This is a genomic window from Citrobacter sp. Cpo032, assembly GCF_030332975.1.
GTDB classification, from domain to species: Bacteria; Pseudomonadota; Gammaproteobacteria; order Enterobacterales; family Enterobacteriaceae; genus Citrobacter; species Citrobacter portucalensis.
In genome coordinates this window covers 1-26945 of record NZ_JAOWGU010000048.1, presented here as the reverse complement: position 1 = coordinate 26945, position 26945 = coordinate 1, and the positions used below count along the sequence as shown (strand labels likewise).

Genomic DNA, 26945 nt, shown 5'->3' with positions numbered 1-26945 from the left:
TCGCCAATATTGGCAGTTGTCTCACTCGGTTAATTTTTTTATCTTTTAATCTCTTAACTTATCTTTTTGGATAAACCATGAAAAAGCGGCGGGTTGTAATTGGCGTACTGGGTACGGTGCTGGACAAACGCGGTAAACGCGCCAATCGGTTTAAAAAGTGGCGCTCCACGGTTGGATTGTGCCAACAGCCTGATTTCCCTGTCGACAGACTGGAACTACTCCACCAGCCACGCGATGAAGGCATGGCGCAAAGGTTGATTGAAGACGTCGCGCTGCTCTCACCTGACACCGAAGTACGCCCGCATGCCGTGACTATTAACGACCCCTGGGATTTTGAAGAGGTCTACGCCGCCTTTCTCGACTTCGCCACCCACTACAGCTTTGATACAGAAAACGAAGAGTATCTGGTGCACATCACCACCGGGACGCACGTCGCGCAGATCTGCTGGTTTCTGCTAACGGAAGCCCGCTACCTGCCCGCCAGCCTGCTGCAAACCAGCCCGGCACCAGCCGGTTCATCGGATGAGGCCGTCGCCGCCGGCGTTTGCTCGATAATCGATCTCGATTTAAGCCGCTACGCCACGCTCACCAGTCGTTTTCAGCGCGAACAGCAGCAGTCAGTCTCTTTTCTGAAGGCAGGGATTGATACGCGCAACGCCACCTTCAATAAACTGATCGATCGAATTGAGCGTGTGGCTCTACGTTCGACCGACCCGATCCTGCTCACCGGCCCCACCGGCGCGGGTAAATCCTTTCTGGCGAAACGTATTTTTCAGCTACGCCAGTCGCGGCATCTGGTGGCGGGAAAACTGGTCGCCGTCAACTGCGCAACCCTGCGTGGCGACAACGCGATGTCAACGTTGTTCGGTCACGTGAAAGGGGCATTTACTGGCGCACTCACGGCGCGCGGCGGACTACTGCGAGAAGCGGATGGCGGCGTGCTGTTTCTCGATGAGATAGCCGAACTGGGGTTAGACGAACAGGCCATGCTGCTAAAAGCGATTGAAGAAAAAACCTTTTTCCCGTTTGGATCGGACAAAGAAGTACAGAGCGATTTTCAGCTGATTGCCGGAACCCATCGCGACATGCAGCAATGGGTCGCCGAGGGCCGTTTTCGCGAAGATCTCTACGCGCGTATCAATATGTGGAACTTCGCCCTGCCCGGTCTGGCGCAGCGGCGGGAAGATATCGCTCCGAACGTCGAGTATGAGCTACACCGTTTTTCCAGCAGTAAACAGATGCAGATCCGTTTCGACAAAGAGGCACGTGCTTGTTATCTGGCATTTGCCTGCTCCCCACAGGCGCAGTGGCGCGGCAATTTTCGCGAGCTAAGTTCATCCATCGCGCGAATGGCGACGCTTGCCGAACAGGGACGCATCACCTTATCCCTTGTCGAAGAAGAAATTGCGCTGTTAAAAGAGAGTTGGCAGATTGCCGCTTCGCAACCGGAACTGAACATAGACATTGACCTTTTCGATCGCCGCCAGTTAGAAACGGTACTGGAAGTGTGCCGCCGCAGCGCGTCGCTGTCGGAAGCCGGACGCGAACTGTTTGCCGTCTCACGGCAGAAAAAAGCCAATCCTAACGATGCAGACCGCTTGCGAAAATATCTCGCCCGCTTCGGGCTGAGCTGGGAAAGCGTTCGCAGCGATCAGATACAATAAACAATATCTAACATTACCCAATCTGAACTGTTACTGGTTTTCCTAACTTCACCAGCATCATGACCAGCGCATCAAGGGTAAATTTGTTGGTTTTCTGATTAACAACATCTGAAACACGGGGCCGGGAAATATTCAGTTTCACAGCAGCTTCCGCTTGTTTCAGATGGTTTTCATCAATCCATCCGGAAATTTCTTGCATCAACTGCTGCTTCAGGCGAATGAGTTGTTCGACCTCGCATTCAGCATCATGCTTTAAGCTCTTCGCTTCCGCTTCTGCAAACCCCAGTTCGGCAAAAATATTGACATCCGGAGAGGTTACATGGCGAACCTTATTATCAACGGTATTGTTCATTTCTGATTCCTGTCTTCTTGCAAAGCGGTTCGATATCTAACTTTAGCAATGTGTTTATCGTGCTCAGAAGTACGTTTCGTCTTTTTATTGAAACAATGCATTACATAGACCGCGTTAGCATAGCGAGCAATGTAGATGATTCGGTATGCGCAGATTCATACCTGAGCCTTACCTCCTCAACACCTCGACCTATCTCTGGCATCGGCTTCCAGTCAGCAGCTTCTAATCCAGCCTGTAAACGATGTAGCTGAAAACCAGCGGTTTTACGTATATCTTCAGGAAAGCTTCGTAAATCATCAAATGAACTGCCAATCCAGACAATGGGCTTTCCGCTTTATTGAAAGCATCACACATCCTTGTATAAAATTTTATACAAACAATAAAATGCGTAACCCACACGTTTTCCTGTCATTACGCTAAATCAGAATAGAAATTCCGTCACTTCAACAAGCTATATTTTGCGAGGCTCTTTCAGGATTAGTTTTATTCTGCACGAATTACCGTACACTGAGGATATCGGCTAACAGAGGGCACCCTTATGGCACTCCCCCGCATTACCCAAAAAGAGATGACCGAGCGCGAACAGCGTGAACTGAAAACGCTGCTCGACCGCGCGCGCATTGCGCATGGTCGCCTGCTGACCAACGCAGAGACCAACAGCATCAAGAAAGAGTACATCGATAAACTGATGGCCTTGCGCGAAGCAGAAGCTAAAAAAGCCCGCCAGTTGAAGAAAAAGCAGGCCTATAAACCGGATGCGGAAGCATCGTTTTCCTGGTCAGCAAATACGCCGACGCGCGGCAGACGTTAACGTCCCTTCTTCTTACGTCCCGGCGAAGTAAAACGCTTACCGTTTGCCGCCGGGCGCGATTTCTCTTTCTCCGCTGATTTTTCGATTTTCACCACCGGACGCTTAATGCCTGCGGTTTTTGGCTTCGCTTTCGCCTTCGGTTTGGCTTCTGAGGACGAGTTCTCAATCAGCTTGAACAGATCGATCAGTTCGTCATCTGTCAGGTCGCGCCATTCACCAAGCGGCAGACCAGATAAACCAACGTTCATGATACGCGTACGCTCAAGCTTGGTAACTTCATAGCCAAAGTGTTCGCACATACGACGGATCTGACGGTTAAGCCCCTGAATCAGCGTAATACGAAACACAAACGGCGCTTCTTTCTTCACCTTACATTTTTTGGTGACGGTACCGAGAATGGGCACACCGGCCCCCATACCACGGATAAAGTCATCAGTGACCGGCTTATCGACCGTCACCAGATATTCTTTTTCGTGATCGTTACCGGCACGCAGGATTTTATTCACCAGGTCGCCGTGGTTGGTCAGAAAGATAAGTCCCTGAGAATCTTTGTCCAGACGACCAATTGGAAACACGCGCTTGCTGTGATTCACGAAATCAACAATGTTGTCGCGTTCGCTGTCTTCGGTGGTGCTGACAATCCCTACCGGCTTATTCAGCGCGATAAAAACCAGATCTTCCGCTTCACGCGGCTCAATCAACCGACCATTTACTTTTACGACGTCGCCAGGCATCACCTGATCGCCGATGGTGGCGCGTTTACCATTCAGGAAGACATTCCCTTGTTCGATAAAGCGATCCGCCTCGCGGCGCGAGCAGATTCCGCTTTCACTGATGTATTTATTTAATCGGATGGATGAGTCGGGCAGCATAGTTTCTCCTTTGACAGCGAAATATACCCTACCTTGCGGACGATAAAAAATAATCGTGTTCGACTGTCCACGCGCTATTTGTGATCCGTCACACCTTTTGACACAAAAGTGTCAGCGATCCATCCCTGCAATTTTGTTGAGTGAAAACAAGCAGAATCAATACATTAGAGAGGCATGCACATCTGTGCCGACAACGCGCCATCACCACATCAAATGTGCAACACAATCGGTCATTTCAGGACGCTGAAATAAGTGAAAATAGCTTTGAGATGGAGAACAGATGGGGTTATATCAGATCAAGAAGGCAATTTCGTGATTTGCACAAATGTGCAGGAGTCAAAAAATGGCGACGGAAAACAGCGATGATATCCGCCTGATCGTAAAAATAGCGCAGCTGTATTACGAACAGGATATGACACAAGCGCAAATAGCCCGCGAGCTGGGTATTTATCGCACCACGATCAGCCGGTTACTAAAACGTGGACGCGAGCAGGGTATCGTCACCATCGCCATTAATTACGACTACAACGAAAATCTGTGGCTGGAACAGCAGCTAAAACAGAAATTTGGCCTGAAAGAGGCGGTCGTAGTCTCCTGCGATAGCGAGCAGGAAGATGAACAACTTAATATGATGGGCGTACATGGCGCACAGTTGCTGGAACGCTTACTGGAACCTGGGGACATTATCGGGTTCTCATGGGGCCGCGCGGTACGGGGACTGGTGGAAGGATTATCTCCTGCCAGCCAGTCGCGCCAGCTGATCTGTGTGCCGATTATCGGCGGACCATCCGGCAAGCTTGAAAGCCGCTACCACGTCAATACGCTGACCTACGGCGCTGCGGCAAAGCTCAAAGGGGAATCACACCTGGCAGATTTCCCGGCACTGCTGGAAAACCCGCTGATCCGTAACGGGATCATGCAGTCACGACATTTTAAATCGATTTCTGCGTACTGGGATAATCTGGACATCGCGCTGGTCGGGATTGGATCTCCGGCGATACGTGATGGCGCCAACTGGCACGCCTTTTACGGCAGTGAAGAGAGTGATGACCTGCATGCCCGCCAGGTCGCCGGAGACATTTGCTCGCGCTTTTACGATATCAACGGTGTAACCGTAGAGACCAATATGAGTGAAAAGACGCTCTCCATCGAAACCAATAAATTAAAACAGGCGCGTTACTCCATTGGCATTGCAATGGGTGAAGAAAAATACAGTGGGATATTAGGCGCATTACGTGGGAATTATATTAACTGTTTAGTCACCAACAGTCATACCGCTGAATTATTGTTGAAGTAAATAAATTCTAATTGGTCCTGCCATAATTAATTTTATGTGGGATCCCCTTATCTGAATCGGGAGTTTATTATGCAAACGTGGTTAAACTTGCAGGGCAAAGTCATTATTGTTACCGGTGGTGCATCCGGAATTGGTCTGGCGATTGTCGAAGAGTTATTAGCGCAAGGCGCTAATGTACAAATGGCAGATATTCATGGTGGAGAAGGTAAATACGATAGCCATGACGGGTATCATTTCTGGCCAACGGATATTTCCAGTGCCAAAGAGGTTAATCATACTGTCGCTGAAATTATCCAACGCTACGGACGTATTGATGGGCTGGTAAATAATGCTGGCGTTAATTTTCCGCGTCTGCTGGTCGATGAAAAAGCACCCGCCGGGCAATACGAACTCAACGAAGCTGCTTTCGAAAAAATGGTTAATATCAACCAGAAAGGTGTGTTCTTAATGTCGCAGGCAGCGGCACGCCAAATGGTAAAACAGCGTAACGGCGTGATTGTGAATGTCTCTTCCGAAAGCGGACTGGAAGGTTCTGAAGGTCAAAGCTGTTACGCCGCGACCAAAGCCGCATTGAATAGTTTTACCCGTTCCTGGTCGAAAGAGTTGGGCAAACACGGCATCCGCGTGGTTGGTATTGCACCTGGCATTCTGGAAAAAACCGGATTGCGGACCCCCGAGTATGAAGAAGCGCTGGCCTGGACCCGCAACATCACCGTCGAACAGCTGCGCGAGGGCTACACCAAGAACGCGATCCCGATTGGTCGATCAGGGCGCTTAAGCGAAGTCGCTGATTTTGTTTGTTATCTTTTATCTGAGCGCGCCAGTTACATCACCGGAGTAACCACTAACATTGCGGGCGGAAAAACGCGCGGCTAAGGAGGTTTTATGGTCAATGCAATCTTCTGTGCTCACGGCAAACTGGCCTGCGCCATGCTGGAATCGGTACAGATGGTCTACGGTGATGCCAACGTTGAAGCCGTGGCATTTGTCCCCGGAGAGAACGCTAGCGACATTGTGGAAAAGCTAAAAAAGTTAGTAAGTATTCACACTGGCGATGAATGGCTGATTGCCGTCGATTTACAGTGTGGCAGTCCCTGGAATGCTGCCGCGACGCTGGCGATGCACAATCCGGCGATACGGGTCATTAGCGGGTTATCACTGCCGTTGGCGCTGGAACTGGTAGACAACCAAAGCAGTATGAATGTGGATGAACTGTGCGAACACCTGACGACCATTGCTCAACAAACCTGTGTCGTCTGGAAGCATCTGGAAACGGCCGAAGAGGATTTCTGATGAACATTACCCTTGCTCGTATTGATGACCGCCTGATCCACGGTCAGGTCACCACCGTCTGGTCGAAGGTGGCGAATGCCCAACGGATTATTATCTGTAATGACGACGTTTATAACGATGAAGTACGTCGCACATTATTACGTCAGGCTGCCCCACCGGGAATGAAAGTGAACGTCGTTAATATCGAAAAGGCGGTCGCTGTTTACCATAATCCGCAATACCAGAACGAAACCGTTTTTTATCTATTTACCCGTCCACAGGATGCATTAGCAATGGTAAAACAAGGGGTAAAAATTGCCACGTTAAATATTGGCGGCATGGCCTGGCGACCAGGTAAAAAACAATTAACCAAAGCCGTTTCTTTAGACAGCGACGACATTAATGCGTTTCGTGAGTTAGATAAACTGGGTGTTACGCTGGATTTACGCGTTGTCGCATCCGATCCATCTATTAATATTCTCGAAAAAATAGAAGAACAATCGTTCGCTGAATAAATAAAAATGCCTGTGTACTTATGCTTTAACAGGCAGGGATGATCACATTCACAAGGTGACATATTATGGAAATAAGTACCCTACAAATTATCGCCATATTCCTATTTTCCTGTATTGCCGGAATGGGCAGCGTGCTGGATGAGTTCCAGACCCACCGTCCGCTAATTGCTTGTACCGTTATCGGCCTAATCCTTGGTGATTTAAAAACCGGGATTATGCTCGGCGGCACGCTGGAGTTAATCGCTCTTGGCTGGATGAACGTCGGCGCAGCGCAGTCTCCCGATTCGGCGCTCGCCAGTATTATCTCCGCCATTCTGGTTATCGTCGGTCAGCAAAGCATTGCTACCGGTATCGCCATCGCCCTGCCAGTCGCGGCGGCAGGTCAGGTGCTGACGGTATTCGCCCGTACCATCACCGTGGTGTTCCAGCACGCGGCGGATAAAGCAGCCGAAGACGCCCGCTTTCGCACCATCGACATGCTGCACGTTTCCGCTCTCGGCGTACAGGCGCTGCGCGTTGCCATCCCTGCATTAATCGTCTCGCTGTTTGTCAGCGCCGATATGGTCAGCAATATGCTCAACGCCATTCCGGAATTCGTCACCCGCGGATTGCAGATTGCCGGTGGCTTTATCGTGGTGGTCGGCTACGCCATGGTGCTGCGCATGATGGGCGTGAAGTACCTGATGCCCTTCTTCTTCCTCGGGTTTATCGCTGGGGGTTATCTCGATTTGAGCCTGCTGGCTTTCGGTGGGGTTGGCGTGATTATCGCGCTGGTCTACATCCAGTTGAACCCACAGTGGCGTAAAGCCGAACCGCAGGCGCAACCCGCCTCTTCTCAAGCTCTCGATCAGCTTGATGACTAATGGAGCCAGCCATGGAACAGAAAAAACTGACCAAATCTGACCTGTTTAGCATGTTTGTTCGCTCCAATCTGCAACAGGCGTCATTCAACTTTGAACGCATTCATGGACTGGGCTTTTGCTACGACATGATCCCTGCCATCAAGCGCCTGTATCCGCTGAAAGAGGACCAGGTTGCAGCACTCAAACGCCACCTGGTGTTTTTCAACACCACGCCTGCCGTGTGCGGCCCGGTGATTGGCGTGACCGCCGCGATGGAAGAAGCTCGCGCTAATGGTGCGGAAATTGACGACGGGGCCATCAACGGCATCAAAGTTGGGCTGATGGGCCCGCTGGCCGGTGTTGGCGACCCGTTGGTCTGGGGAACATTGCGCCCGATTACCGCCGCGCTCGGCGCATCGCTGGCGCTGTCCGGAAACATTCTCGGCCCACTATTGTTCTTCTTTATTTTCAATGCAGTACGTCTTGCCATGAAGTGGTACGGCTTACAGCTTGGCTTTCGTAAAGGGGTCAATATCGTCAGCGACATGGGCGGCAACCTGCTGCAGAAACTGACCGAAGGCGCATCGATTCTCGGCCTGTTTGTCATGGGGGTGTTGGTCACCAAATGGACCAGCATCAACGTGCCGCTGGTGGTATCGCAAACGCCTGGCGCAGACGGCACCACCGTCACCATGACCGTGCAGAACATTCTCGACCAACTCTGCCCCGGCCTGCTGGCGCTGGGTCTGACGCTGCTGATGGTGCGTCTGCTCAACAAGAAAATTAACCCGGTATGGCTGATCTTCGCCCTGTTTGCGCTGGGAATTATCGGTAACGCGCTGGGCTTCCTGTCCTGATTTTTTCGCCCCGGCGATGCCGGGGCTACTTCAACAAATAGTCCTCGAAAGAGGAAGAGGTGGTAACAATGCAAACAACAACAGCTTTACGCCTTTATGGTAAACGCGATCTGCGCCTGGAAACCTTCGATCTTCCTGAAATGCAGGACGATGAAATTCTGGCCTCAGTCGTAACCGACAGCCTGTGCCTTTCTTCCTGGAAAGAGGCTAACCAGGGCGAGAACCACAAAAAGGTGCCGGACGATGTGGCTACCAACCCGATCATCATCGGCCACGAGTTTTGTGGCGATATTATTGCCGTAGGCAAAAAATGGCAGCATAAGTTTCAGCCCGGCCAGCGCTATGTCATTCAGGCTAACCTGCAACTGCCGGATCGCCCGGACTGCCCCGGCTACTCCTTCCCGTGGGTAGGCGGTGAAGCCACTCACGTTATCATTCCTGATGAAGTCATGGAGCAGGACTGCCTGTTAGCCTACGAAGGTGAAACCTATTTTGAAGGCTCGTTGGTTGAGCCGCTGTCCTGCGTGATTGGCGCATTCAACGCCAACTATCACCTACAGGAAGGCACGTATAACCACAAGATGGGCATTCGTCCGCAGGGGCGCACGTTAATCCTCGGCGGTACCGGGCCAATGGGACTACTGGCGATCGACTATGCACTGCATGGACCGGTTAACCCGGCGCTGCTGGTGGTGACCGACACCAATAACGACAAGTTGAACTACGCCCGCAAGCACTATCCATCAGAACCACAAACGTTGATCCATTATCTCCACGCCCAGGATGCGGGTTATGACACCTTGATGGCGCTGAGCGGCGGACACGGGTTTGATGACATCTTTGTTTTTGTGCCCAACGAACAGCTGGTTACGCTGGCCTCTTCTTTGCTGGCTGCTGATGGTTGCATGAACTTCTTTGCCGGTCCGCAGGATAAGCAGTTTAGCGCGCCGATTAACTTCTACGACGTGCACTATGCCTTCACCCATTATGTTGGGACATCTGGCGGCAATACCGACGACATGCGCACGGCGGTAAAACTGATCGAAGAGAAGAAAGTTCAGGCGGCAAAAGTGGTGACACACATTCTGGGATTGAATGCGGCAGGTGAAACAACGCTGGAACTGCCGCAAGTCGGTGGGGGTAAAAAACTGGTTTACACCGGAAAAGCATTGCCGTTAACTGCGCTCACCCAGATTGACGATCCGGCCTTGCGCGATATCCTGGAGCGTCATCAGGGGATCTGGTCGCAGGAAGCCGAACAGTACATATTGTCTCACGCCGAGGAAATTTAACATGATTAACCGCGACACCCAGTTGTGCATGTCGCTTGCCGGTCGCCCCGGCAACTTTGGCACACGCTTTCATAACTATCTATATGAAAAGTTAGGGTTAAATTTTATCTACAAAGCCTTTACTACGCAGGATATTGAGGCCGCAGTGAAAGGCGTTCGCGCACTCGGGATTCGCGGCTGTGCGGTCTCTATGCCGTTTAAAGAGAGTTGCATGCCGTTTCTGGATGCCATCGATCCTTCCGCACAAGTCATTGATTCCGTTAACACCATTGTCAATGACAACGGTACGCTGACAGGATTTAACACCGACTACATTGCGGTAAAAAGCCTGATTACCAGCCACCAGCTTGATAACCACGCACGCGTCATGATCCGCGGCAGCGGTGGAATGGGTAAAGCGGTCATTGCTGCATTTCGCGATGCCGGTTTTCGCGATGTGATCGTCGCCGCCCGTAACCGGGAGAGCGGTCCGGCGCTGGCAAAACAGTACGGTTTCCAGTGGCAACCGCAGCCGGAAGGGATTACCTGCGATATTCTGGTCAACGTGACGCCAGTCGGCATGGCTGGCGGTAAAGAGAGCGATGAGCTGGCCTACAGCGAAGCAATGGTCGCTGCCGCCAGCGTGGTGTTTGACGTCGTCGCCCTGCCGCCGGAAACACCGGTAATCAAACTGGCACAGCAATTAGGTAAAAAGACCATCAGCGGTGCAGAGGTGATTGCCTTACAGGCCGTAGAGCAGTTCGCCATGTACACCGGCGTACGCCCGGATGACGCGCTAATCGCCGAAGCGGCAGAATTTGCGCGGGCGGGGTAACGAAGCAGGAACAGAGCGCCAGGGATGGGCGCTCTGTCTATTTTAGGTACTATGCAACAGCGAACAGTTGCTGGTCAGCTTTCGCTTCTAACTGCACCAGTGCGGGAATCAACTGGCTGATGTTGACCAGACTGTGTCCTAACTGGCATATGCTCTCATACGCAAAATGTTCCTGACCTTCACCCGCCATGGTCAGCAGGCTTTCGCCCATAAAATTCAGCGTCTGGTACAACCCTGCCAGCGCCTCTTCACAGCCAAACGATAGCGCCAGATTTTCTTCAGTAGTGAGATGGCTACAATCAAGATGGCGGAACGCCTCGGCGAGTGAGAAATAAAGTAGATCGGCCTGTGAAATGAGAGAATAGCGGACATTAAAATGGGGATAAAACGTAGTTAGTCATGCCATCAGCAGGTAATATGACGATACGCAAAAAGTACGCCATCAATTGCTAAATCATCGCGTCTAAGAAGGTTTGGGAGAGTTCAATGTCTTCAGCGTTTCAGCATCGATTCATTCTGACTGGTGGCCCAGGGTCAGGCAAAAGCACGATAATTGATACGATTATAAAACGAGGGTTTTGGTGTTCTAAAGAAGCTGGAAGAGGTGTGATCCAAGACCAGGTTAACATCGGCGGCGATGCATTACCGTGGGCCAACCAGACTGCATTTGCAGAGCTGATGCTATCCTGGGAAATGCGTTCGTGGCATGAAGCGGAAGGGCATACACAACCCTGCTTCTTTGATCGTGGTGTTCCTGATGTTGTAGGTTATTTATGTCTTTCTGAACTTACCATACCGAGGCATCTGGAAAACGCCATCGAGAAATTTCGCTATAACCGAATCGTATTTATTGCACCACCCTGGCGTGAAATATATGTACAGGACACAGAGCGCAAACAATCTTTCGATGTTGCCATCGCGACATATCACGCAATGGTAAAAACATACCGTATGTATGACTATCAGTTGATTGAATTACCATGTGTTTCTGTAGAAGAGCGAGTGGATTTTATTCTTTCCAGGATAAAACCCTGCTAAGACGGCAACTACGTGTAGTGGTGAATCACCATGCATGAATCTGTCATATTCTAGTGGACATATAGCTTCCGCTCCTGGCACAAAGCCCTCCCAATCCCCTATCATCGATTCTCGTATCAACCGCAGCATCCTGAAAAACTACGTATTATTGCGAGACACTTTCCTGTTTCCTCCAGCAAGCATTTCCCCTTACTCCCCATTTTTTTACTCTCTAGTCTCAACTTGTCAATTCATAATGTAGTTTATAAAATACATGGAACGTCATCATGGAAATTCTTCAGACAATGGTTTTCCGGCGTTGGGAGCAAAACCTACGGGACAGGAGAGCTAAAACGCTCATTGCCACACGCCTTTTTCGTCTGGCTAATGGTTTAAGCTGGTGATGTTAAACCTGTTGGGGAAGGCGTCAGCGAAATGCGCATTTCTTACAGTCCTGGCTACAGGATTTACTTTAAACAGCAAGGTTGCCGCATCATCATTTTGTTATGTGGGGGCGATAAAAGCTCACAAACCAACGATATTACTCTTGCAAAAATGCTCGCCCGTACACTGAATTCACAGGAGATCTTCTGCCATGAATAAACTTACTCACTACGATCCCGCGACTGCGCTGGTTGATGATGAAGAAATTGCCGTGTTTATGGCCGATGCCCTCGAAACAGGCGATGCAGCATACATTGCAAAAGCACTGGGCGTGGTAGCTCGCGCTAAGGGAATGGCGAACATTGCGGCAGAAACGGGATTATCCCGCGAGCAGCTTTATCGCTCTTTTAGTGAGAAAGGTAACCCGACGCTGAAAACCACCCTTGCAGTGATGAAGGTACTCGGCATTGAATTGACACTTAAAAAATAGCCTCAGCTTCTATCTCCCCCTTCCAACATCGTGAGCCATATCAGTAAGGCGTTAGCCTGATAGTGGTAGCATTAGCGCGGTTTGTAATTTTCTGATTACATGGAGAAATGATGGAACTGCTTTTATTGAGTAACTCGACGCTGCCGGGCAAAGGCTGGATGGAACATGCGCTGCCGCTGATTGCTGAACAACTGAATGGTCGCCGTACGGCGGTGTTTATTCCGTTCGCTGGCGTGACGCAAACCTGGGATGAGTACACAGCGAAAACGGCAGCCATCTTTGCGCCAATGGGTGTCAACGTTACGGGTATTCATACCATTGCCGATCCGATTGCCGCTATTGAAAACGCAGAGCTGGTGATTGTCGGCGGGGGTAATACCTTCCAGTTACTGAAAGAAAGCCGCGAACGCGGACTGCTGGCGCCGATTGTGGATGTCGTCAAACGCGGTGCGCTGTACATCGGCTGGAGCGCAGGTTCCAACCTTGCCTGCCAGACCATCCGCACTACCAACGACATGCCGATTGTCGATCCAAAAGGTTTTGATGCGCTGGGTCTGTTCCCGCTGCAGATTAACCCACACTTCACCAACGCGCTGCCGGAAGGCCATAAAGGCGAAACGCGTGAACAGCGTATCCGCGAGCTGCTGGTTGTGGCACCGGAGCTGACGGTGATTGGCCTGCCGGAAGGGAACTGGATTAAGGTAAGTAACGGTCAATCCGTGCTCGGCGGCCCGAACACCACGTATATCTTTAAAGCGGGTGAAGAAGCGGTTGCCGTTGAAGCAGGCCACTGCTTTTAGTTGATTTGTTGTCTGATGCCGGATGGCGGCTTCGCTTTATCCGGGCTACAACTGTAGGCCTGATAAGCGCAGCGCCATCAGGCAGTTCAGCGCACATTGCCGGATGCGGCTTCGCCTTATCCGGCCTACCGGACTGCGCCATCGGGCAATATTTCACCTGTCCTCATTAGTAATCATCCCGCTCATCGTCTTCATCCGGCTGTTCCAGCACGCTGTAAGCCACGGAACAAAACAGCGAGTTCAGACGCTGCATATCGCCCAACAGCGCCAGGTGCAAGGAGCTGGTCTCGATGCTCTGCACGTTCTGTTGATGCAGACGGTCAACGTGCGCATGCGAATAACGACGATTGAGAATACGGAAGCGGTGCTTGCTGCGACGCAGACGACGGGCACTGGTCACATCTCCTGAGAAGAACACTGACATCGCCAGCTGCAGATTGCTGAGCAACTGATCGTAGAGCGCATCCAGTTCTTTTAACCCTTCGACGGAAAATGCCCGCCGCGCCGCCAGCGACTTATCGGCAATCTCGCTGCCCATACGTTCAACAATATCGGAAGCCTGCTCGAGGTTGAGCGACATTTCGATAATCTCCGCCCAACGGCGCGATTCCTCTTCCGCCAGCTCATCCTTTGGCATCCGCGCCAGATAGAGCTTAATTGCCGTGTACAGCACGTTAATGTCGTCCGCCATCCTGCGCAGCTCTTTCTCTTCACGCGGTTCGCCGTGCATTACTTTCTTCAGCCCGTCCATCATCTGCTCCATCGCGTCGCCGATACGCAGGGCTTCACGGGCGGCATTGGCCAGCGCGAGCGTCGGCGTATCCAGCGCGCTGACGTCCAGATGTTTGGGTTTCAGATGTGCATCCAGCTCCGGCTCATCGCGGATGATGCGCTTACAAAAACGCGCCATCGGTTCGGCGAACGGCACCATCGCCACACAGCGCACCAGGTTGTAGAAGACGTGGAAGTAGATAACCAGTTCAGATTTCGGCAGCGGCAGTTCATCCATCAGATTGGCCAGCGGATGAACAAACGGCAGGATAATCAGACTGCCCACCAGCTTAAACAGCAGGCTGCCGAGCGCCACGCGACGGGCAGCAGCATTCGCAGCACTGTTGTTGAGCATCGCCAACAGGCCGGAGCCGAGGTTGGCACCAATCACCAGACACAACGCCACCGGGAACGAGATAATGCCTGCCGCGGTCAGCGTGGCCGTCAGCAGCACCGCCGCCAGACTGGAGTAACTGATAATCGCAAACATGGCGCCAATCAGCGCATCCAGCATAATATCGCCGGTCAACGAGGCGAAAATAACCTGTACGCCGTTAGCCTGGGTGATCGGCGTGACCGCCTGCACAATCAGCTCCAGCGCAAGTAAAATCAACCCCAGCCCGATGCCAACCCGCCCCAGTTGCCCCACGCGGGACTGCTTACGCCCGAGAAAGAAGATCACGCCGATGAAAATCAGCAGTGGGGATAGCCATGAGAGATCGAAGGTCAGGATACGCGCCATCAGCGCGGTCCCCACGTCGGCACCCAGCACAATGACCAGCGCCGGGGTAAGCGCCACGAGATCTTGGGCGACAAACGAGGTCACCAGCATGGTGGTGGCGTTGCTGCTTTGCACCAGCGCCGTCACGCCGATACCCGCACAAAAGGCGAGCGGCTTCTTTTCAACACTACGGCTGAGGACGGTACGCAAGCGGGCGCCAAAGACACGCATCACGCCGGTACGCACAATATGCGTACCCCAAACCAGCATAGATACAGCAGAAAGCAGGTGTAACAGAGTTAACACGGAATCAGGTTCTCCTTATTTTTATGGTTTTTTGAGGCTCATTTGCCTGATGGCGCTGCGCTTATCAGGCCTACAAATCATCCCTATGTAGGCCGGATAAGGCGTTTACGCCGCCATCCGGCAACGGCCCCCTTTCAGTATAAGGGTTTAAACGTAATAAAGAGACAGGGCACTCATTGAGCGCCCTGTTTGTTGTAAAGAAAGATGACAGTTTTGTGAATCAGTCGGCGTCGTAGCCGAGGTTCGGCGCTAACCAGCGCTCCACTTCCGCCACGCTCATGCCTTTACGGAAGGCATAATCTTCAACCTGATCGCGCTGGATTTGCGCCACGGCGTAGTACTTGCTGTCCGGATGACTGAAATACCAGCCGGAAACCGACGCGCCTGGCCACATGGCGAAGGATTCGGTGAGTTTCATCCCGGTGTGCGCTTCCACATCCAGCAGTTCCCAGATGGTGGCTTTTTCGGTGTGTTCCGGGCACGCCGGATAGCCTGGTGCCGGGCGAATCCCCTGGTAGTTTTCGCGGATCAGCTCCTCGTTACTGAGGTTCTCATTCGCCGCATAGCCCCAGTAGACTTTACGCACACGCTCATGCAGATATTCTGCGAATGCTTCCGCCAGACGGTCAGCAATCGCTTTCACCATGATCTTGTTGTAGTCGTCATGCTGGGCTTCGAAGGCGTCCGCCAGCGCATCTTCCTCCAGCCCCCCGGTCACCGCGAAAGCACCGATATAATCCGCTTTGCCGCTCAGTTTCGGCGCAACAAAGTCAGACAGGCAGTAGTTGGCGAAACCGACTTTTTCCGTCTGCTGGCGCAGATGATGACTCACGTTGATGACGTGCGTACGCGTCTCGTCACGGTAAATCTCGATGTCGTCACCCACGCGGTTTGCCGGGAATAACCCTACCACGCCGCGCGGATTCAGGGTCTTCTCAGCGCTGAGTTTATCCAGCATGTCGTTGGCGTCTTTGAACAAGCGCTTCGCCTCTTCTCCTACTACCTCATCTTCGAGAATGCGCGGGTATTTCCCGGCCAGCGACCAGGTCATAAAGAACGGCGTCCAGTCGATGTAATTGCGCAGAGTTTCGATGCTGGCTTCCACTTCCTGCACGCCCAGACGGTGCGCCACCGGCGGGGTGTAGTTTTCCCAGTCGAAGGCCAGATCGTTGTCGCGGGCAGCCTGTAACGTTACTGGCGGGGTACGCGGTTTCTTACGCGCATGCTGGATACGCACGGTTTCGTACTCTTTACGCGTACGGGCGACAAAGTCATCGCGCTGGGTATCAGATAGCAGCGCAGCCACCACGCCAACGGTACGCGAGGCGTTCTGCACGTACACCGTCGGGCCGCTGTAGTTCTGCTCAATTTTCACCGCCGTGTGCGCTTTTGAGGTGGTCGCGCCGCCAATCAGCAGCGGAATAGTGAAACCCTGACGCTCCATCTCTTTCGCCACGTTGACCATTTCGTCCAGCGACGGGGTAATCAGCCCGGAAAGGCCTATCAAGTCGGCATTCACTTCACGCGCCGTTCTGAGGATTTTCTCCGCGGGCACCATCACGCCAAGATCGACGATTTCGTAGTTGTTACATTGCAGCACCACGCCGACAATGTTTTTGCCGATATCGTGCACATCGCCCTTCACGGTCGCGATGACCATTTTGCCATTGCTGGAGCCTTTCTCTTTGCTGGCCTCAATGTACGGTTCGAGGTACGCCACCGCCTGCTTCATCACGCGGGCGGATTTCACCACCTGCGGCAGGAACATTTTTCCTTCGCCGAACAGATCGCCAACGACGTTCATGCCGTCCATCAGCGGTCCTTCAATAACTTCGATCGGACGCGCAGCCTGCTGGCGCGCTTCCTCGGTATCCAGCTCAATAAACTCGGTAATGCCTTTCACCAGCGAGTATTCGAGGCGCTTTTTCACCTCCCAGGTGCGCCATTCCGCCATCTGGGCATTCGCCGTGTCGTCGGTTTTACTGCCGCGATATTTCTCTGCCAGCTCCAGCAGTCGTTCGGTGCCATCGTCACGACGGTTGAGGATCACATCTTCAACCGCATCGCGTAGCTCGGCGGGCAGGTCGTCGTAAATTGCCAGCTGCCCGGCATTGACGATCCCCATGTCCATGCCGTTGCGAATGGCGTAGTAGAGGAATACCGCGTGAATGGCTTCACGTACCGGGTCGTTGCCACGGAACGAGAATGAAACGTTAGAAACGCCGCCGGAGATCAGTGCGTGTGGCAGTTCGCGTTTGATGTCTTCACACGCGCCGATAAAGTCCTGCGCGTAGTTGTTGTGCTCATCAATACCGGTCGCGACAGCAAAGATGTTCGGGTCGAAGATGATGTCTTCCGGCGGGAAGCCTACCTCTTCGGTAAGAATTTTGTACGCCCGACGGCAGATTTCGATTTTACGTGCGCGGGTATCGGCCTGCCCTTGCTCGTCAAAGGCCATCACCACCACCGCGGCACCGTAGCGACGCAGCAGCTTCGCGTGATGGATAAAGGTCTCAACCCCCTCTTTCATCGAGATGGAGTTAACGATGCCTTTACCCTGAATGCACTTCAGCCCTTTCTCGATAACGTCCCATTTCGAGGAGTCGATCATAATCGGCACGCGGGCGATATCCGGCTCACCGGCGATCAGGTTGAGGAAACGCACCATTGCCGCTTCGGCGTCGAGCATCCCCTCATCCATGTTGATATCGATGATCTGCGCGCCGCTTTCCACCTGCTGACGGGCGACGTCCAGCGCTTCGCTGTATTTCTCTTCTTTGATCAGGCGTTTAAACTTGGCCGAACCGGTGACGTTGGTACGCTCGCCGACGTTCACAAACAGGCTGTCGTCGCCGATGTTCAGCGGCTCAAGGCCGGAAAGGCGGCAGGCAACCGGGATTTCCGGCAAGCGGCGCGGCGGTAAACCATCCACTGCGCGGCTCATGGCGGCGATATGTTCCGGCGTGGTGCCGCAGCAGCCGCCGACGATATTCAGGAAACCGGCCTCAGCCCACTCGCGAATCTGCGCCGCCATGGTGTCGGCGTCGAGATCGTATTCACCAAAGGCGTTCGGCAGACCGGCGTTCGGGTGCGCGGTCACGTAGCATTCGGCTATGCGCGACAGTTCCTGCACGTACTGGCGCAATTCGTCCGGACCTAAGGCACAGTTCAGACCGAAGGTCAGCGCATCGGCGTGGCGCAGGGAGTTGTAGAATGCTTCGGTAGTCTGGCCGGAGAGCGTACGCCCGGAAGCATCGGTGATGGTGCCGGAGAGCATAATCGGCAGCTCAACGCCCAGCGCTTCAAATTCGGTTTTAACCGCGAAAATAGCGGCTTTGGCGTTCAGAGTATCGAAGACGGTTTCAATCAGGATCAGGTCACTGCCGCCTTCCACCAGCGCTTTGGTGGATTCACGGTAGGCGGCCACCAGCTGATCAAAGGTAATGTTGCGGTAAGCCGGGTCGTTAACATCAGGCGAGATAGACGCCGTACGGTTCGTTGGGCCGAGCACGCCCGCGACGTAGCGCGGTTTTTCCGGCGTGCGCGCCGTCCATTCGTCAGCCGCCGCACGCGCCAGTTTGGCTGCCGCAAAGTTGATTTCCGCCGACAGGGATTCCATCTGGTAATCCGCCATGGCGATAGTCGTGGAGTTAAAGGTGTTGGTTTCGATGATATCCGCGCCCGCCTCAAAGTAGGCGTTATGGATGGCGGCGATGACCTCCGGTTTGCTGAGCACCAACAAGTCGTTGTTACCTTTCAGATCGCACGGCCAGTCGGCAAAGCGTTCGCCGCGGAAATCCTCTTCGCTCAGACGATATCCCTGGATCATGGTGCCCATACCGCCGTCCAGCACCAGAATACGTTCATTTAACTGCTGACGTAATTGTTCTACTTTGCTGCTCACACTCGCTCCCGACAACGCTCAACCAGACCGAAAAAAACTCAACAGGTCATACTGGCACAAACCTGAGAGGCGGAAAAGAGAACAACGGCCAACATGAGACATGTTCAGCTTCACTCATCCGATCAGTACAGGAATTCTTGCATTATAATTGAATAAAACGAAAATGATTTCCACGATACAGAAAAGGAGTCTGCCATGGTAGCCACTGTCCCCGCGAAACGCGGTAGAAAACCCGCCGCCGCTACTGCGCCTGCAACCGGGCAGGTTCAGTCTCTGACCCGCGGCCTGAAGCTGCTGGAGTGGATTGCGGAATCCAACGGCAGCGTGGCGCTGACCGAGCTGGCTCAGCAGGCCGGCCTGCCAAACTCCACGACTCACCGTTTGCTGACCACCATGCAGCAGCAGGGTTTTGTCCGTCAGGTGGGTGAATTAGGCCACTGGGCCGTAGGTGCGCATGCGTTCATCGTAGGCAGCAGCTTTTTGCAAAGCCGTAATCTGCTGGCAATTGTGCATCCGATCCTGCGCAAGCTGATGGAAGATTCCGGTGAGACGGTAAACCTGGCCGTGCTGGATCAAAGCGACCATCAGGCCATTATTATCGACCAGGTGCAGTGCACCCAACTGATGCGCATGTCCGCGCCTATCGGCGGCAAGCTGCCGATGCACGCCTCCGGTGCGGGTAAGGCGTTTTTATCCCAACTGAGCGAAGAACAAGTGACTGGCCTGCTGCACCGCAAAGGCCTGCATGCTTATACACACGCCACGCTGGTGTCGCCAGTGCATCTGAAAGAGGATTTGGCCCAGACGCGCAAGCGCGGCTATTCCTTTGATGATGAGGAACATGCGCTGGGTCTGCGCTGCGTGGCGTCGTGCATTTATGACGAGCACCGCGAGCCGTTCGCTGCGATTTCCATCTCCGGACCCATTTCGCGTATTACCGACGATCGCGTGACCGAGTTTGGCGCCATGGCGATCAAAGCGGCGAAAGAAGTAACGCTGGCGTACGGTGGATTTCGCTAAGATGGGGTTGCCGGGTGGCGGCTACGCCTTACCCGGCCTGCTATCCAAGGTTAGGGCAGATTTGTAGGCCTGATAAGCGTAGCGCATCAGGCACGGCGCACATTGCCGGATGGCGGCGCAAGTGCCTTATCCGGCCTACGGTCGGTTTCATAACGCACGCTGAACCGCTGCCGACGCCGGTAGGCGTAAACATCTTCCACGTGACCGTGTTTGATGCGCGTCTGTAGGCCGCGCCAGTAGTCAGCGCTGAACAGGTCAGCGTGCATCTCTTCAAATAGCGGCCCGATACGCGGATCGGCACATAGCCAGTGACGAAACTCTTCCGGGAAGACATCTCCCGGCGATACGCTGTACCACGGCTCAGCGCTCATCTCATCTTCCGGGTAGCGTGGCGGCGGGATATGACGGAAATTCACCTCCGTCATGTAGCAGATTTCATCGTAATCGTAGAACACCACACGCCCGTGACGGGTCACGCCGAAGTTCTTAAATAGCATATCGCCGGGGAAAATATTGGCGGCGGCCAGCTGACGAATGGCGTTGCCGTACTCTTCAATGGCATCGCGCAGTTGCTGACCTTCGACCTGCTCCAGCCAGATATTCAGCGGCACCATCCGTCGTTCAATATACAGATGGCGAATGACGATCTGGTCGCCGAGATCGGTAATTTTTTCCGGGGCTTCCTGCAATAACAGCGCCATCAGCGCCGGATCGATTTGCCGTTTCTCCAGCACAAAATTCTCGAATTCCTGGGTGTCAGCCATCCGCCCAACACGATCGTGTTCTTTGACCAGTTGATAGCAGGCGCGGACGTGGGCGGCAGACATCTCTTTTTGCGGGGCAAATTTGTCTTTGATGATTTTAAACACTCGGTCAAAACCCGGCAGCGTAAACACCAACATCACCATGCCGCGGATCCCAGGTGCTTCAATAAATTGCTCATCGCAATGGGCAAGATAGAGCAGATATTCGCGGTAACTTTCGGTCTTCGCGTGTTTCTGACAGCCAATCGCCATGTACAGTTCGGCGGTGGTTTTACCGGGCAGGATCTCGCGCAGCCACTCCACCAGCGCCGCGGGCAAAGGAGCGTAAACCATAAAATAGGAGCGGGCGAAGCCAAACACAATGCTTGCCTCCGCCGTCGTGGTCAGACAGGTATCGACAAACAATTCGCCTTCATCAGTCCGGTGGATTGGCAGTAAAAACGGTAGCGTCCCAGAAGGAGTAATCAACTTACCGACCAGCCAGGCGGCCTTGTTGCGATAAAATAGTTCGTTCGCCACCTGTAAATGGCAACCCGACAACACATCCGCTCCCAGGGTTTCGGTCAGGTGTTCGATGATGTAGTGGATATCACGATGTTTGTTCTGCCACGGCAGACGCAGGGGCAGATCGCTAAGGACGCGTGTCAGCAGCCACTCCCAGCCGGTATCAGGAAAAAAGTCTTTCGCCAGCGGACGTGGGATCGTGCGAAAACGGCGCTCTGGCTGAGAACTGAAAATAAACAGCCGCTCGGGAGTCAGCGAGCGGTGGTCAAATAACCGACAGTAAACGGAGTTAAAGAAACTCTCCGCAATCTCGAAGCGCGGGTAATCCGGCAGTAGCCGGGTGTAATGCTCTTTCACGCGAAGTAAAAAATCCGCGTCGGTACTTTTGCCGTCAGTAATGCAGCGCAACTGCTCCACCACCAGACCTACGTGATGATCGTAAAGGTGAATACGGCTTTTCATCGCCTGCTGAACCGCATGCCAGTCGGCATGTTCAAAACGCTGCTGCGCGCCGGAGGTGACTTCCAGAAAACGCCCGTACTGGGCGTCGAAACCTTGCAAGATAGTCTGAGCAATCAGTAATTCCAGGCCACGCGTCATCAATGTCTCCCATCCGGCACAACGTCATGCCGGATGGCGCGTTCGCTTATCCGGCCTACATCCCTTCGTAGGCCCGGTAAGCGCAACGCCACCGGGCATTAATCAAAACTGCGATTCTTCGGTCGAGCCAGTCAGCGCGGTCACCGAGGAAGCTCCGCCCTGAATGATGGTGGTGACTTTGTCGAAGTAACCTGTGCCCACTTCCTGCTGATGGGAGACGAAGGTGTAACCGTCTTTAGCTGCCGCAAATTCTGGCTGCTGAACCTTCTCAACATAGTGGCGCATGCCTTCACCCTGCGCATAGGAGTGCGCGAGGTCGAACATGTTGAACCACATGCTGTGGATACCCGCCAGGGTAATGAACTGGTATTTGTAACCCATATCCGACAGCTGCTGCTGGAAGCTGGCGATAGTTTTGTCATCCAGGTTTTTCTGCCAGTTAAACGACGGCGAACAGTTGTAAGCCAGCAGTTTGCCAGGGTATTTCGCGTGGATCGCATCGGCAAAGCGTTTCGCCAGCTCAAGGTCCGGCGTGGAGGTTTCACACCACACCAGATCCGCATACGGTGCGTAGGCCAGACCACGGCTGATCGCCTGCTCAATACCCGCATGCGTACGGTAGAACCCTTCGCTGGTACGTTCGCCAGTGATGAACTCGCTGTCGTATGGGTCGCAATCAGACGTAATCAGATCGGCTGCGTCGGCATCGGTACGTGCAATCACCAGCGTCGGCACACCCATGACGTCGGCTGCCAGACGGGCGGCCACCAGTTTCTGGATAGCTTCCTGAGTCGGAACCAGCACTTTGCCGCCCATGTGACCACATTTTTTCACCGATGCGAGCTGATCTTCGAAGTGAACGGCCGCTGCACCAGCCTCAATCATCGATTTCATTAGTTCAAACGCGTTCAGTACGCCGCCAAACCCTGCTTCCGCATCGGCAACGATCGGCAGGAAGTAATCGACATAGCGAGGATCGTTCGGCTCAATACCGGTTGACCATTGGATCTGATCGGCGCGACGGAATGTGTTGTTGATCCGATCCACCACCGCCGGGACAGAGTTCGCCGGATACAGCGATTGGTCCGGGTACATGCTGGATGCCAGGTTGGCATCTGCCGCCACCTGCCAGCCTGAAAGGTAGACCGCTTCAATACCGGCTTTCGCCTGCTGCAGCGCCTGACCGCCGGTCAGCGCGCCGAGGCTGTTGATATAACCTTTCTTCGATTCGCCGTGCAGCAGACGCCACATTTTCGCCGCGCCAAGCTGCGCCAGCGTGCATTCCGGGTTGACCGAGCCACGTAATTTCACCACTTCCTCCGCGCTATATGGACGGGTGATGCCTTCCCAGCGCGGTTGAGTCCATTCTTTCTGTAATTCTTCGATTTGTTGAGTACGGGTTTTCATGTGCAGATGCTCCATATTGTTATGCGGTGAATTACGCCAGCAGGCGGTAGCCTGGCAGGGTCAAGAAATCGATCAGTTCATCAGAGGTAGTGATTTGCTCCATCAGGCGCGCGGCATCGTCAAAACGCCCGCTGCTGTAGCGGTGTTCGCCCAGCTCGTCCTGAATCACCAGCATCTCTTCGGCCAGCATCTGACGGAACAGCGGTTTGGTAACCGGCTTGCCGTTGCTGAGCGTCTTCTCGTGGTGGATCCACTGCCAGATGGAGGTACGGGAGATTTCGGCGGTGGCCGCGTCTTCCATCAGACCGTAAATCGGTACGCAGCCGTTACCGGAGATCCACGCTTCGATGTACTGCACCGCGACACGGATATTGGCGCGCATGCCTTCTTCAGTACGCTCACCTTCACAAGGTGCCAGCAGTTGCTCTGCGGTAATCGGGGCATCTTCTTCACGGGTCACGAACAGCTGATTTTTGTTTTCACCGAGTACGTCGTTGAACACCGCCATGGCGGTATCTGCCAGTCCCGGATGGGCAATCCATGTGCCGTCATGACCGTTATTTGCTTCCAGTGCTTTGTCCGCTTTTACCTTGGTCAGAACCTGGTTGTTACGTTCCGCATCTTTGCTGGGAATGAACGCTGCCATGCCGCCCATCGCGAATGCGCCACGTTTATGACAGGTTTTAATCAGCAGACGCGAATAGGCGCTGAGGAATGGTTTATCCATCGTCACCACCTGACGGTCCGGCAGCACGCGATCCGGGTGGTTCTTCAGTGTTTTGATATAGCTAAAAATGTAGTCCCAACGACCGCAGTTCAGACCCACAATGTGGTCACGCAGGGCGTGCAGAATTTCGTCCATCTGGAAGACGGCAGGCAGCGTTTCAATCAGCAGGGTCGCTTTAATGGTACCGCGCGGCAGGTTAAAGCGGTCCTCTGCATAGCTGAACACTTCGCTCCACCATGCCGCTTCTTGCCAGGCCTGCGTTTTTGGCAGATAGAAATAAGGGCCGCTGCCTTTCGCCAGCAACGTTTTGTAGTTGTGGAAGAAATAGAGGGCAAAGTCGAACAGGCTGCCCGGGATAGATTCGCCACGCCAGGTGACGTGTTTTTCCGGCAGGTGCAGACCACGAACGCGACATACCAACAGAGCCGGATTAGGTTTGAGCTGATAAATTTTACCCGCTTCGTTGGTGTAGCTAATGGTGCCATTGACCGCATCGCGCAGGTTGATCTGCCCGTCGATAACTTTGCTCCACTCAGGAGCCAGTGAATCTTCGAAGTCAGCCATAAAGACTTTGACGTTCGCGTTCAGCGCGTTGATGACCATCTTGCGCTCAACGGGTCCGGTGATCTCTACGCGGCGATCCAGTAAATCATCAGGAATTCCGCGAATTTTCCAGTTACCTTCACGAATGGAAGCTGTTTCCGAAATAAAATCAGGCAACTTACCGTCATCAATATCCTGCTGCTGCTGGATACGTGCAGCCAGAAGTTTATTCCGCTTTGGCGTAAATCTTGTCACCAGTTCAGTCAGAAACTCCACTGCTTCAGCGGTCAGAATTTGCTGTTCCTGTTCGCCACACGGCCTGGTGAAGACCAGTTCATCGGCTGTCGTTGCCTGTTGATTCATTGCGTAGTTCCTCGTCATTGATCCAAACACATCCCCAATGCGAACGAAGGATCGTTGTGCGCTTTTCGTTCAGCACAACTAAGACTACTCATTTAAATTTCAAAATCAAAAACAATTTCCATTTTTAATTTAATTATCAATTAACCTATTGATAACAATATAAATAAAATTTAATTACACGATGAGGTGCGTTTCGGAAATAAAAAAGGCACCCGAAGGTGCCTGATTCAATATGCTGAAACGCTTAAGGATCGTCTGCTACAGAAGATTAATCCAGCGTTGGATTCATGTGACGCAGATCATATGGCGTGATCTGGTAGACGTAATAGTTGAGCCAGTTGGTAAACAACAAATTACCGTGGCTACGCCAGGTTGCCCGCGGTTTGTTTTGCGGGTCATCTTTCGGGAAATAGTTATAGGGTACTTCCGGCGATAAGCCCGCTTCAACGTCACGAAAATATTCGCTGCCGAGTGTATGGTCGTCATACTCAGGGTGACCCGTCACGAAGGCGATACGTTTGTCTTTGCTGGCAAACAGGTAGGCATCTCCCTCTTCGGTTTCAGCAAAGATCTCGAGATCGGTGTAGTCGCGGATAAGCGCTGCAGGGAAATCAGCATAGCGGGAATGCGGGGCCAGGAACGCATCATCGAATCCACGCGTCAGTAGCGCATGAGGGTGCAGAATATGGTGCTCATAGACGCCTGAGAGTTTGTCCGTGCGGGTTTGCTTGGGAATTCCGTACAGGATATTCAACGCGGCCTGCACCGCCCAACAGACAAATAGCGTCGAGGTAACGTGATCTTTGGCCCATTCAAGCACTTGTTTAATCTGTGGCCAGTAAGCTACATCATTAAATTCAACCAGGCCCAACGGCGCGCCGGTCACGATCAATCCGTCAAAGTTCTGATCGCAGATATCCTCGAAATTACAGTAGAAGTTATTCAGATGCTCCGTTGGGGTGTTGCGTGACTCGCGGGCATCGATGCGCAATAGCTGAACATCAACCTGCAGTGGTGAGTTAGACAGTAAGCGCAGGAACTGGTTTTCCGTTTCAATCTTCTTGGGCATCAGGTTGAGGATGAGCACCTTCAGTGGACGAATTTCCTGACCGGAAGCGCGGGATGTCGTCATCACGAAGACGTTTTCCTCACGCAAAAAATTGACGGCGGGTAGCTCGTCCTGCACGCGAATTGGCATAACCTGATAACCTCACAACATACGTTTAAACGTTTAGACATCCAGATAGCTGAAGATACCCAGGAATCATGCGAATGTCGAGCCTGCATCCTCAAGTTGAGAAAGTTTCACGGCTCCTTGCTGTAGAATAGTGCAGTAAAGAAAAAAGGAGAATGCTATGAACCTTACCATTCGTCGTTCGCGTCAGGACGAAGGAGATAAGTTAGTTTCTATTTGGTGTCGCTCAGTAGATGCCACGCACCATTTCCTCTCTGCGGATTATCGGATTGAGCTGGAGGAGCTGGTACGTTCATTTTTACCAGAAGCCCCTCTGTGGGTTGCAGTGACAGAACAGGATGAGCCCGTCGCCTTTATGCTTCTGACCGACCAGCATATAGATGCTTTGTTTGTCGATCCGGATATGCGTGGTAGTGGTGTTGGTAAACTGCTGATTGAACATGCTTTATCAATGAGTTCAACGCTAACAACCAACGTTAACGAGCAGAATGAACAGGCGGTTGGATTCTATAAGAAGATGGGATTTAGCGTGACGGGACGTACAGAGGTGGACGATCTCGGACGACCGTACCCGTTACTCAACCTCGTACGCGGGTAGCAGGACTAGCTTTTGTAGGCCGGATAAGGCGATATGCCGTATCCGGCAGTGTGCAGACGTGTTGCCTGATGCGCTGCGCTTATCAGGCCTACAAAATACATTCAGCCCAGCCCCTGTAGGCCGGATAAGGCAGCACGCCGCATCCGGCAGTATGCAGACGTATTGCCTGATGCGCTGCGCTTATCAGGCCTACAAAATACATTCAGCCCTGCCTCTGTAGGCCGGATAAGGCGGTACGCCGCA

24 protein-coding genes and 2 pseudogenes are annotated in these 26945 nt (G+C 53.0%); 16 read left to right on the top strand and 10 right to left on the bottom strand.

Translation table 11 applies throughout. The features are described 5' to 3' along the window. Positions 1-77: 77 nt before the first annotated feature. Entirely contained in the window at positions 78-1664 is a 1587-nt protein-coding gene (rtcR, locus tag OGY33_RS18060) for an RNA repair transcriptional activator RtcR (RefSeq protein ID WP_191238944.1), read from the top strand. Between the two features lie 13 nt (positions 1665-1677). On the opposite strand, the gene OGY33_RS18055 is transcribed toward rtcR, so the two are convergent. Both OGY33_RS18055 and OGY33_RS18050 read right to left on the bottom strand, forming a co-directional pair. Continuing rightward, the gene (locus OGY33_RS18055) at positions 1678-2016 is read right to left on the bottom strand and encodes a helix-turn-helix domain-containing protein (RefSeq protein ID WP_008786903.1); all 339 of its coding nucleotides are present in this window, start codon (positions 2014-2016) and stop codon (positions 1678-1680) included. After that, positions 2013-2338 (bottom strand): annotated as a pseudogene (locus tag OGY33_RS18050) (type II toxin-antitoxin system RelE/ParE family toxin). Before OGY33_RS18050 ends, OGY33_RS18055 begins: the two are co-directional and overlap by 4 nt. Positions 2339-2554: 216 nt before the next feature. Between OGY33_RS18050 and OGY33_RS18045 the strand changes: the two are divergent. Further along, complete coding sequence (locus tag OGY33_RS18045; protein WP_003826541.1) at positions 2555-2827, top strand: YjbD family protein; 273 nt, start codon at positions 2555-2557, stop codon at positions 2825-2827. Here OGY33_RS18045 and rluF read toward each other — a convergent pair. Continuing rightward, positions 2824-3699: a 23S rRNA pseudouridine(2604) synthase RluF gene (gene rluF / locus OGY33_RS18040; RefSeq protein WP_008786901.1), complete on the bottom strand. Its 876-nt coding sequence runs from the start codon at positions 3697-3699 to the stop codon at positions 2824-2826. The two genes, OGY33_RS18045 and rluF, sit on opposite strands and share 4 nt — an antisense overlap. A gap of 343 nt (positions 3700-4042) precedes the next feature. On the opposite strand from rluF, the gene OGY33_RS18035 reads away from it, so the two are divergent. The 8 genes from OGY33_RS18035 (at position 4043) to OGY33_RS18000 (ending at position 10588) form a co-directional block, all read left to right on the top strand. Then, positions 4043-4996, top strand: coding sequence for a sugar-binding transcriptional regulator (locus tag OGY33_RS18035; protein ID WP_032942077.1), 954 nt, complete (start codon positions 4043-4045; stop codon positions 4994-4996). 69 nt (positions 4997-5065) lie between these two features. Continuing rightward, the gene (locus tag OGY33_RS18030) at positions 5066-5872 is read left to right on the top strand and encodes an SDR family oxidoreductase (protein WP_008786899.1); all 807 of its coding nucleotides are present in this window, start codon (positions 5066-5068) and stop codon (positions 5870-5872) included. 9 nt (positions 5873-5881) lie between these two features. Further along, complete coding sequence (locus OGY33_RS18025) at positions 5882-6289, top strand: mannose/fructose/sorbose PTS transporter subunit IIA (RefSeq protein WP_003031647.1); 408 nt, start codon at positions 5882-5884, stop codon at positions 6287-6289. Beyond that, entirely contained in the window at positions 6289-6783 is a 495-nt protein-coding gene (locus tag OGY33_RS18020) for a PTS sugar transporter subunit IIB (RefSeq protein ID WP_048227499.1), read from the top strand. The genes OGY33_RS18025 and OGY33_RS18020 overlap by 1 nt, the downstream gene beginning before the upstream one ends. A gap of 65 nt (positions 6784-6848) precedes the next feature. Beyond that, complete coding sequence (locus OGY33_RS18015) at positions 6849-7646, top strand: PTS mannose/fructose/sorbose transporter subunit IIC (RefSeq protein ID WP_003826527.1); 798 nt, start codon at positions 6849-6851, stop codon at positions 7644-7646. An 11-nt stretch (positions 7647-7657) separates the two neighbouring features. Beyond that, on the top strand, positions 7658-8482 hold the full coding sequence (locus OGY33_RS18010) for a PTS system mannose/fructose/sorbose family transporter subunit IID (RefSeq protein WP_003031641.1): 825 nt from the start codon (positions 7658-7660) through the stop codon (positions 8480-8482). A 68-nt stretch (positions 8483-8550) separates the two neighbouring features. Then, the gene (sorE, locus tag OGY33_RS18005) at positions 8551-9774 is read left to right on the top strand and encodes an L-sorbose 1-phosphate reductase (protein WP_048215146.1); all 1224 of its coding nucleotides are present in this window, start codon (positions 8551-8553) and stop codon (positions 9772-9774) included. Position 9775: 1 nt separating this feature from the next. Beyond that, a complete protein-coding gene (locus OGY33_RS18000) occupies positions 9776-10588 on the top strand; it encodes a shikimate 5-dehydrogenase (protein WP_191238945.1) in 813 nt (270 codons plus the stop codon). A gap of 49 nt (positions 10589-10637) precedes the next feature. Here OGY33_RS18000 and OGY33_RS17995 read toward each other — a convergent pair whose 3' ends face one another. Further along, positions 10638-10799, bottom strand: a complete 162-nt coding sequence (locus tag OGY33_RS17995; RefSeq protein WP_233097552.1) for a hypothetical protein — start codon at positions 10797-10799, stop codon at positions 10638-10640. A gap of 275 nt (positions 10800-11074) precedes the next feature. Here OGY33_RS17995 and OGY33_RS17990 point away from each other — a divergent pair, with 275 nt between their 5' ends. The 4 genes and pseudogenes from OGY33_RS17990 to pepE all read left to right on the top strand — a co-directional run bounded on the left by OGY33_RS17990 (position 11075) and on the right by pepE (position 13279). Further along, positions 11075-11626, top strand: coding sequence for an AAA family ATPase (locus tag OGY33_RS17990; RefSeq protein ID WP_060683077.1), 552 nt, complete (start codon positions 11075-11077; stop codon positions 11624-11626). A 263-nt stretch (positions 11627-11889) separates the two neighbouring features. Beyond that, positions 11890-12208 (top strand): annotated as a pseudogene (locus tag OGY33_RS17985) (type II toxin-antitoxin system RelE/ParE family toxin). After that, positions 12201-12479, top strand: coding sequence for an addiction module antidote protein (locus OGY33_RS17980; RefSeq protein ID WP_032942057.1), 279 nt, complete (start codon positions 12201-12203; stop codon positions 12477-12479). The pseudogene OGY33_RS17985 and the gene OGY33_RS17980 overlap by 8 nt, the downstream one beginning before the upstream one ends. Before the next feature lie 110 nt (positions 12480-12589). After that, positions 12590-13279 (top strand): dipeptidase PepE, encoded by a 690-nt coding sequence (gene pepE / locus OGY33_RS17975; protein WP_191239037.1) that lies wholly within the window; start codon positions 12590-12592, stop codon positions 13277-13279. Between the two features lie 166 nt (positions 13280-13445). Here pepE and OGY33_RS17970 read toward each other — a convergent pair whose 3' ends face one another. Both OGY33_RS17970 and metH read right to left on the bottom strand, forming a co-directional pair. Further along, positions 13446-15077, bottom strand: a complete 1632-nt coding sequence (locus tag OGY33_RS17970; RefSeq protein ID WP_048213962.1) for a Na/Pi cotransporter family protein — start codon at positions 15075-15077, stop codon at positions 13446-13448. A gap of 220 nt (positions 15078-15297) precedes the next feature. Continuing rightward, positions 15298-18981, bottom strand: coding sequence for a methionine synthase (gene metH, locus OGY33_RS17965; protein ID WP_048215150.1), 3684 nt, complete (start codon positions 18979-18981; stop codon positions 15298-15300). A gap of 195 nt (positions 18982-19176) precedes the next feature. Between metH and iclR the strand changes: the two genes are divergently transcribed. Further along, entirely contained in the window at positions 19177-20001 is an 825-nt protein-coding gene (iclR, locus tag OGY33_RS17960) for a glyoxylate bypass operon transcriptional repressor IclR (protein WP_003826510.1), read from the top strand. Between the two features lie 86 nt (positions 20002-20087). On the opposite strand, the gene aceK is transcribed toward iclR, so the two are convergent. The 4 genes from aceK to metA form a co-directional block, all read right to left on the bottom strand. Next, positions 20088-21869, bottom strand: a complete 1782-nt coding sequence (aceK, locus tag OGY33_RS17955; RefSeq protein WP_048215152.1) for a bifunctional isocitrate dehydrogenase kinase/phosphatase — start codon at positions 21867-21869, stop codon at positions 20088-20090. A gap of 102 nt (positions 21870-21971) precedes the next feature. Then, a complete protein-coding gene (gene aceA, locus OGY33_RS17950; RefSeq protein ID WP_003826506.1) occupies positions 21972-23276 on the bottom strand; it encodes an isocitrate lyase in 1305 nt (434 codons plus the stop codon). A gap of 31 nt (positions 23277-23307) precedes the next feature. Further along, positions 23308-24909, bottom strand: a complete 1602-nt coding sequence (gene aceB, locus OGY33_RS17945; protein WP_191238946.1) for a malate synthase A — start codon at positions 24907-24909, stop codon at positions 23308-23310. A gap of 268 nt (positions 24910-25177) precedes the next feature. Beyond that, positions 25178-26107 carry a homoserine O-acetyltransferase MetA gene (metA, locus tag OGY33_RS17940; RefSeq protein WP_003826503.1) on the bottom strand — a complete coding sequence of 310 codons (930 nt, stop codon included), beginning with the start codon at positions 26105-26107 and terminating at the stop codon, positions 25178-25180. 157 nt (positions 26108-26264) lie between these two features. Here metA and OGY33_RS17935 point away from each other — a divergent pair, with 157 nt between their 5' ends. Continuing rightward, positions 26265-26702, top strand: coding sequence for an acetyltransferase (locus OGY33_RS17935; RefSeq protein ID WP_191238947.1), 438 nt, complete (start codon positions 26265-26267; stop codon positions 26700-26702). The last annotated feature ends 243 nt before the right edge of the window (positions 26703-26945 follow it).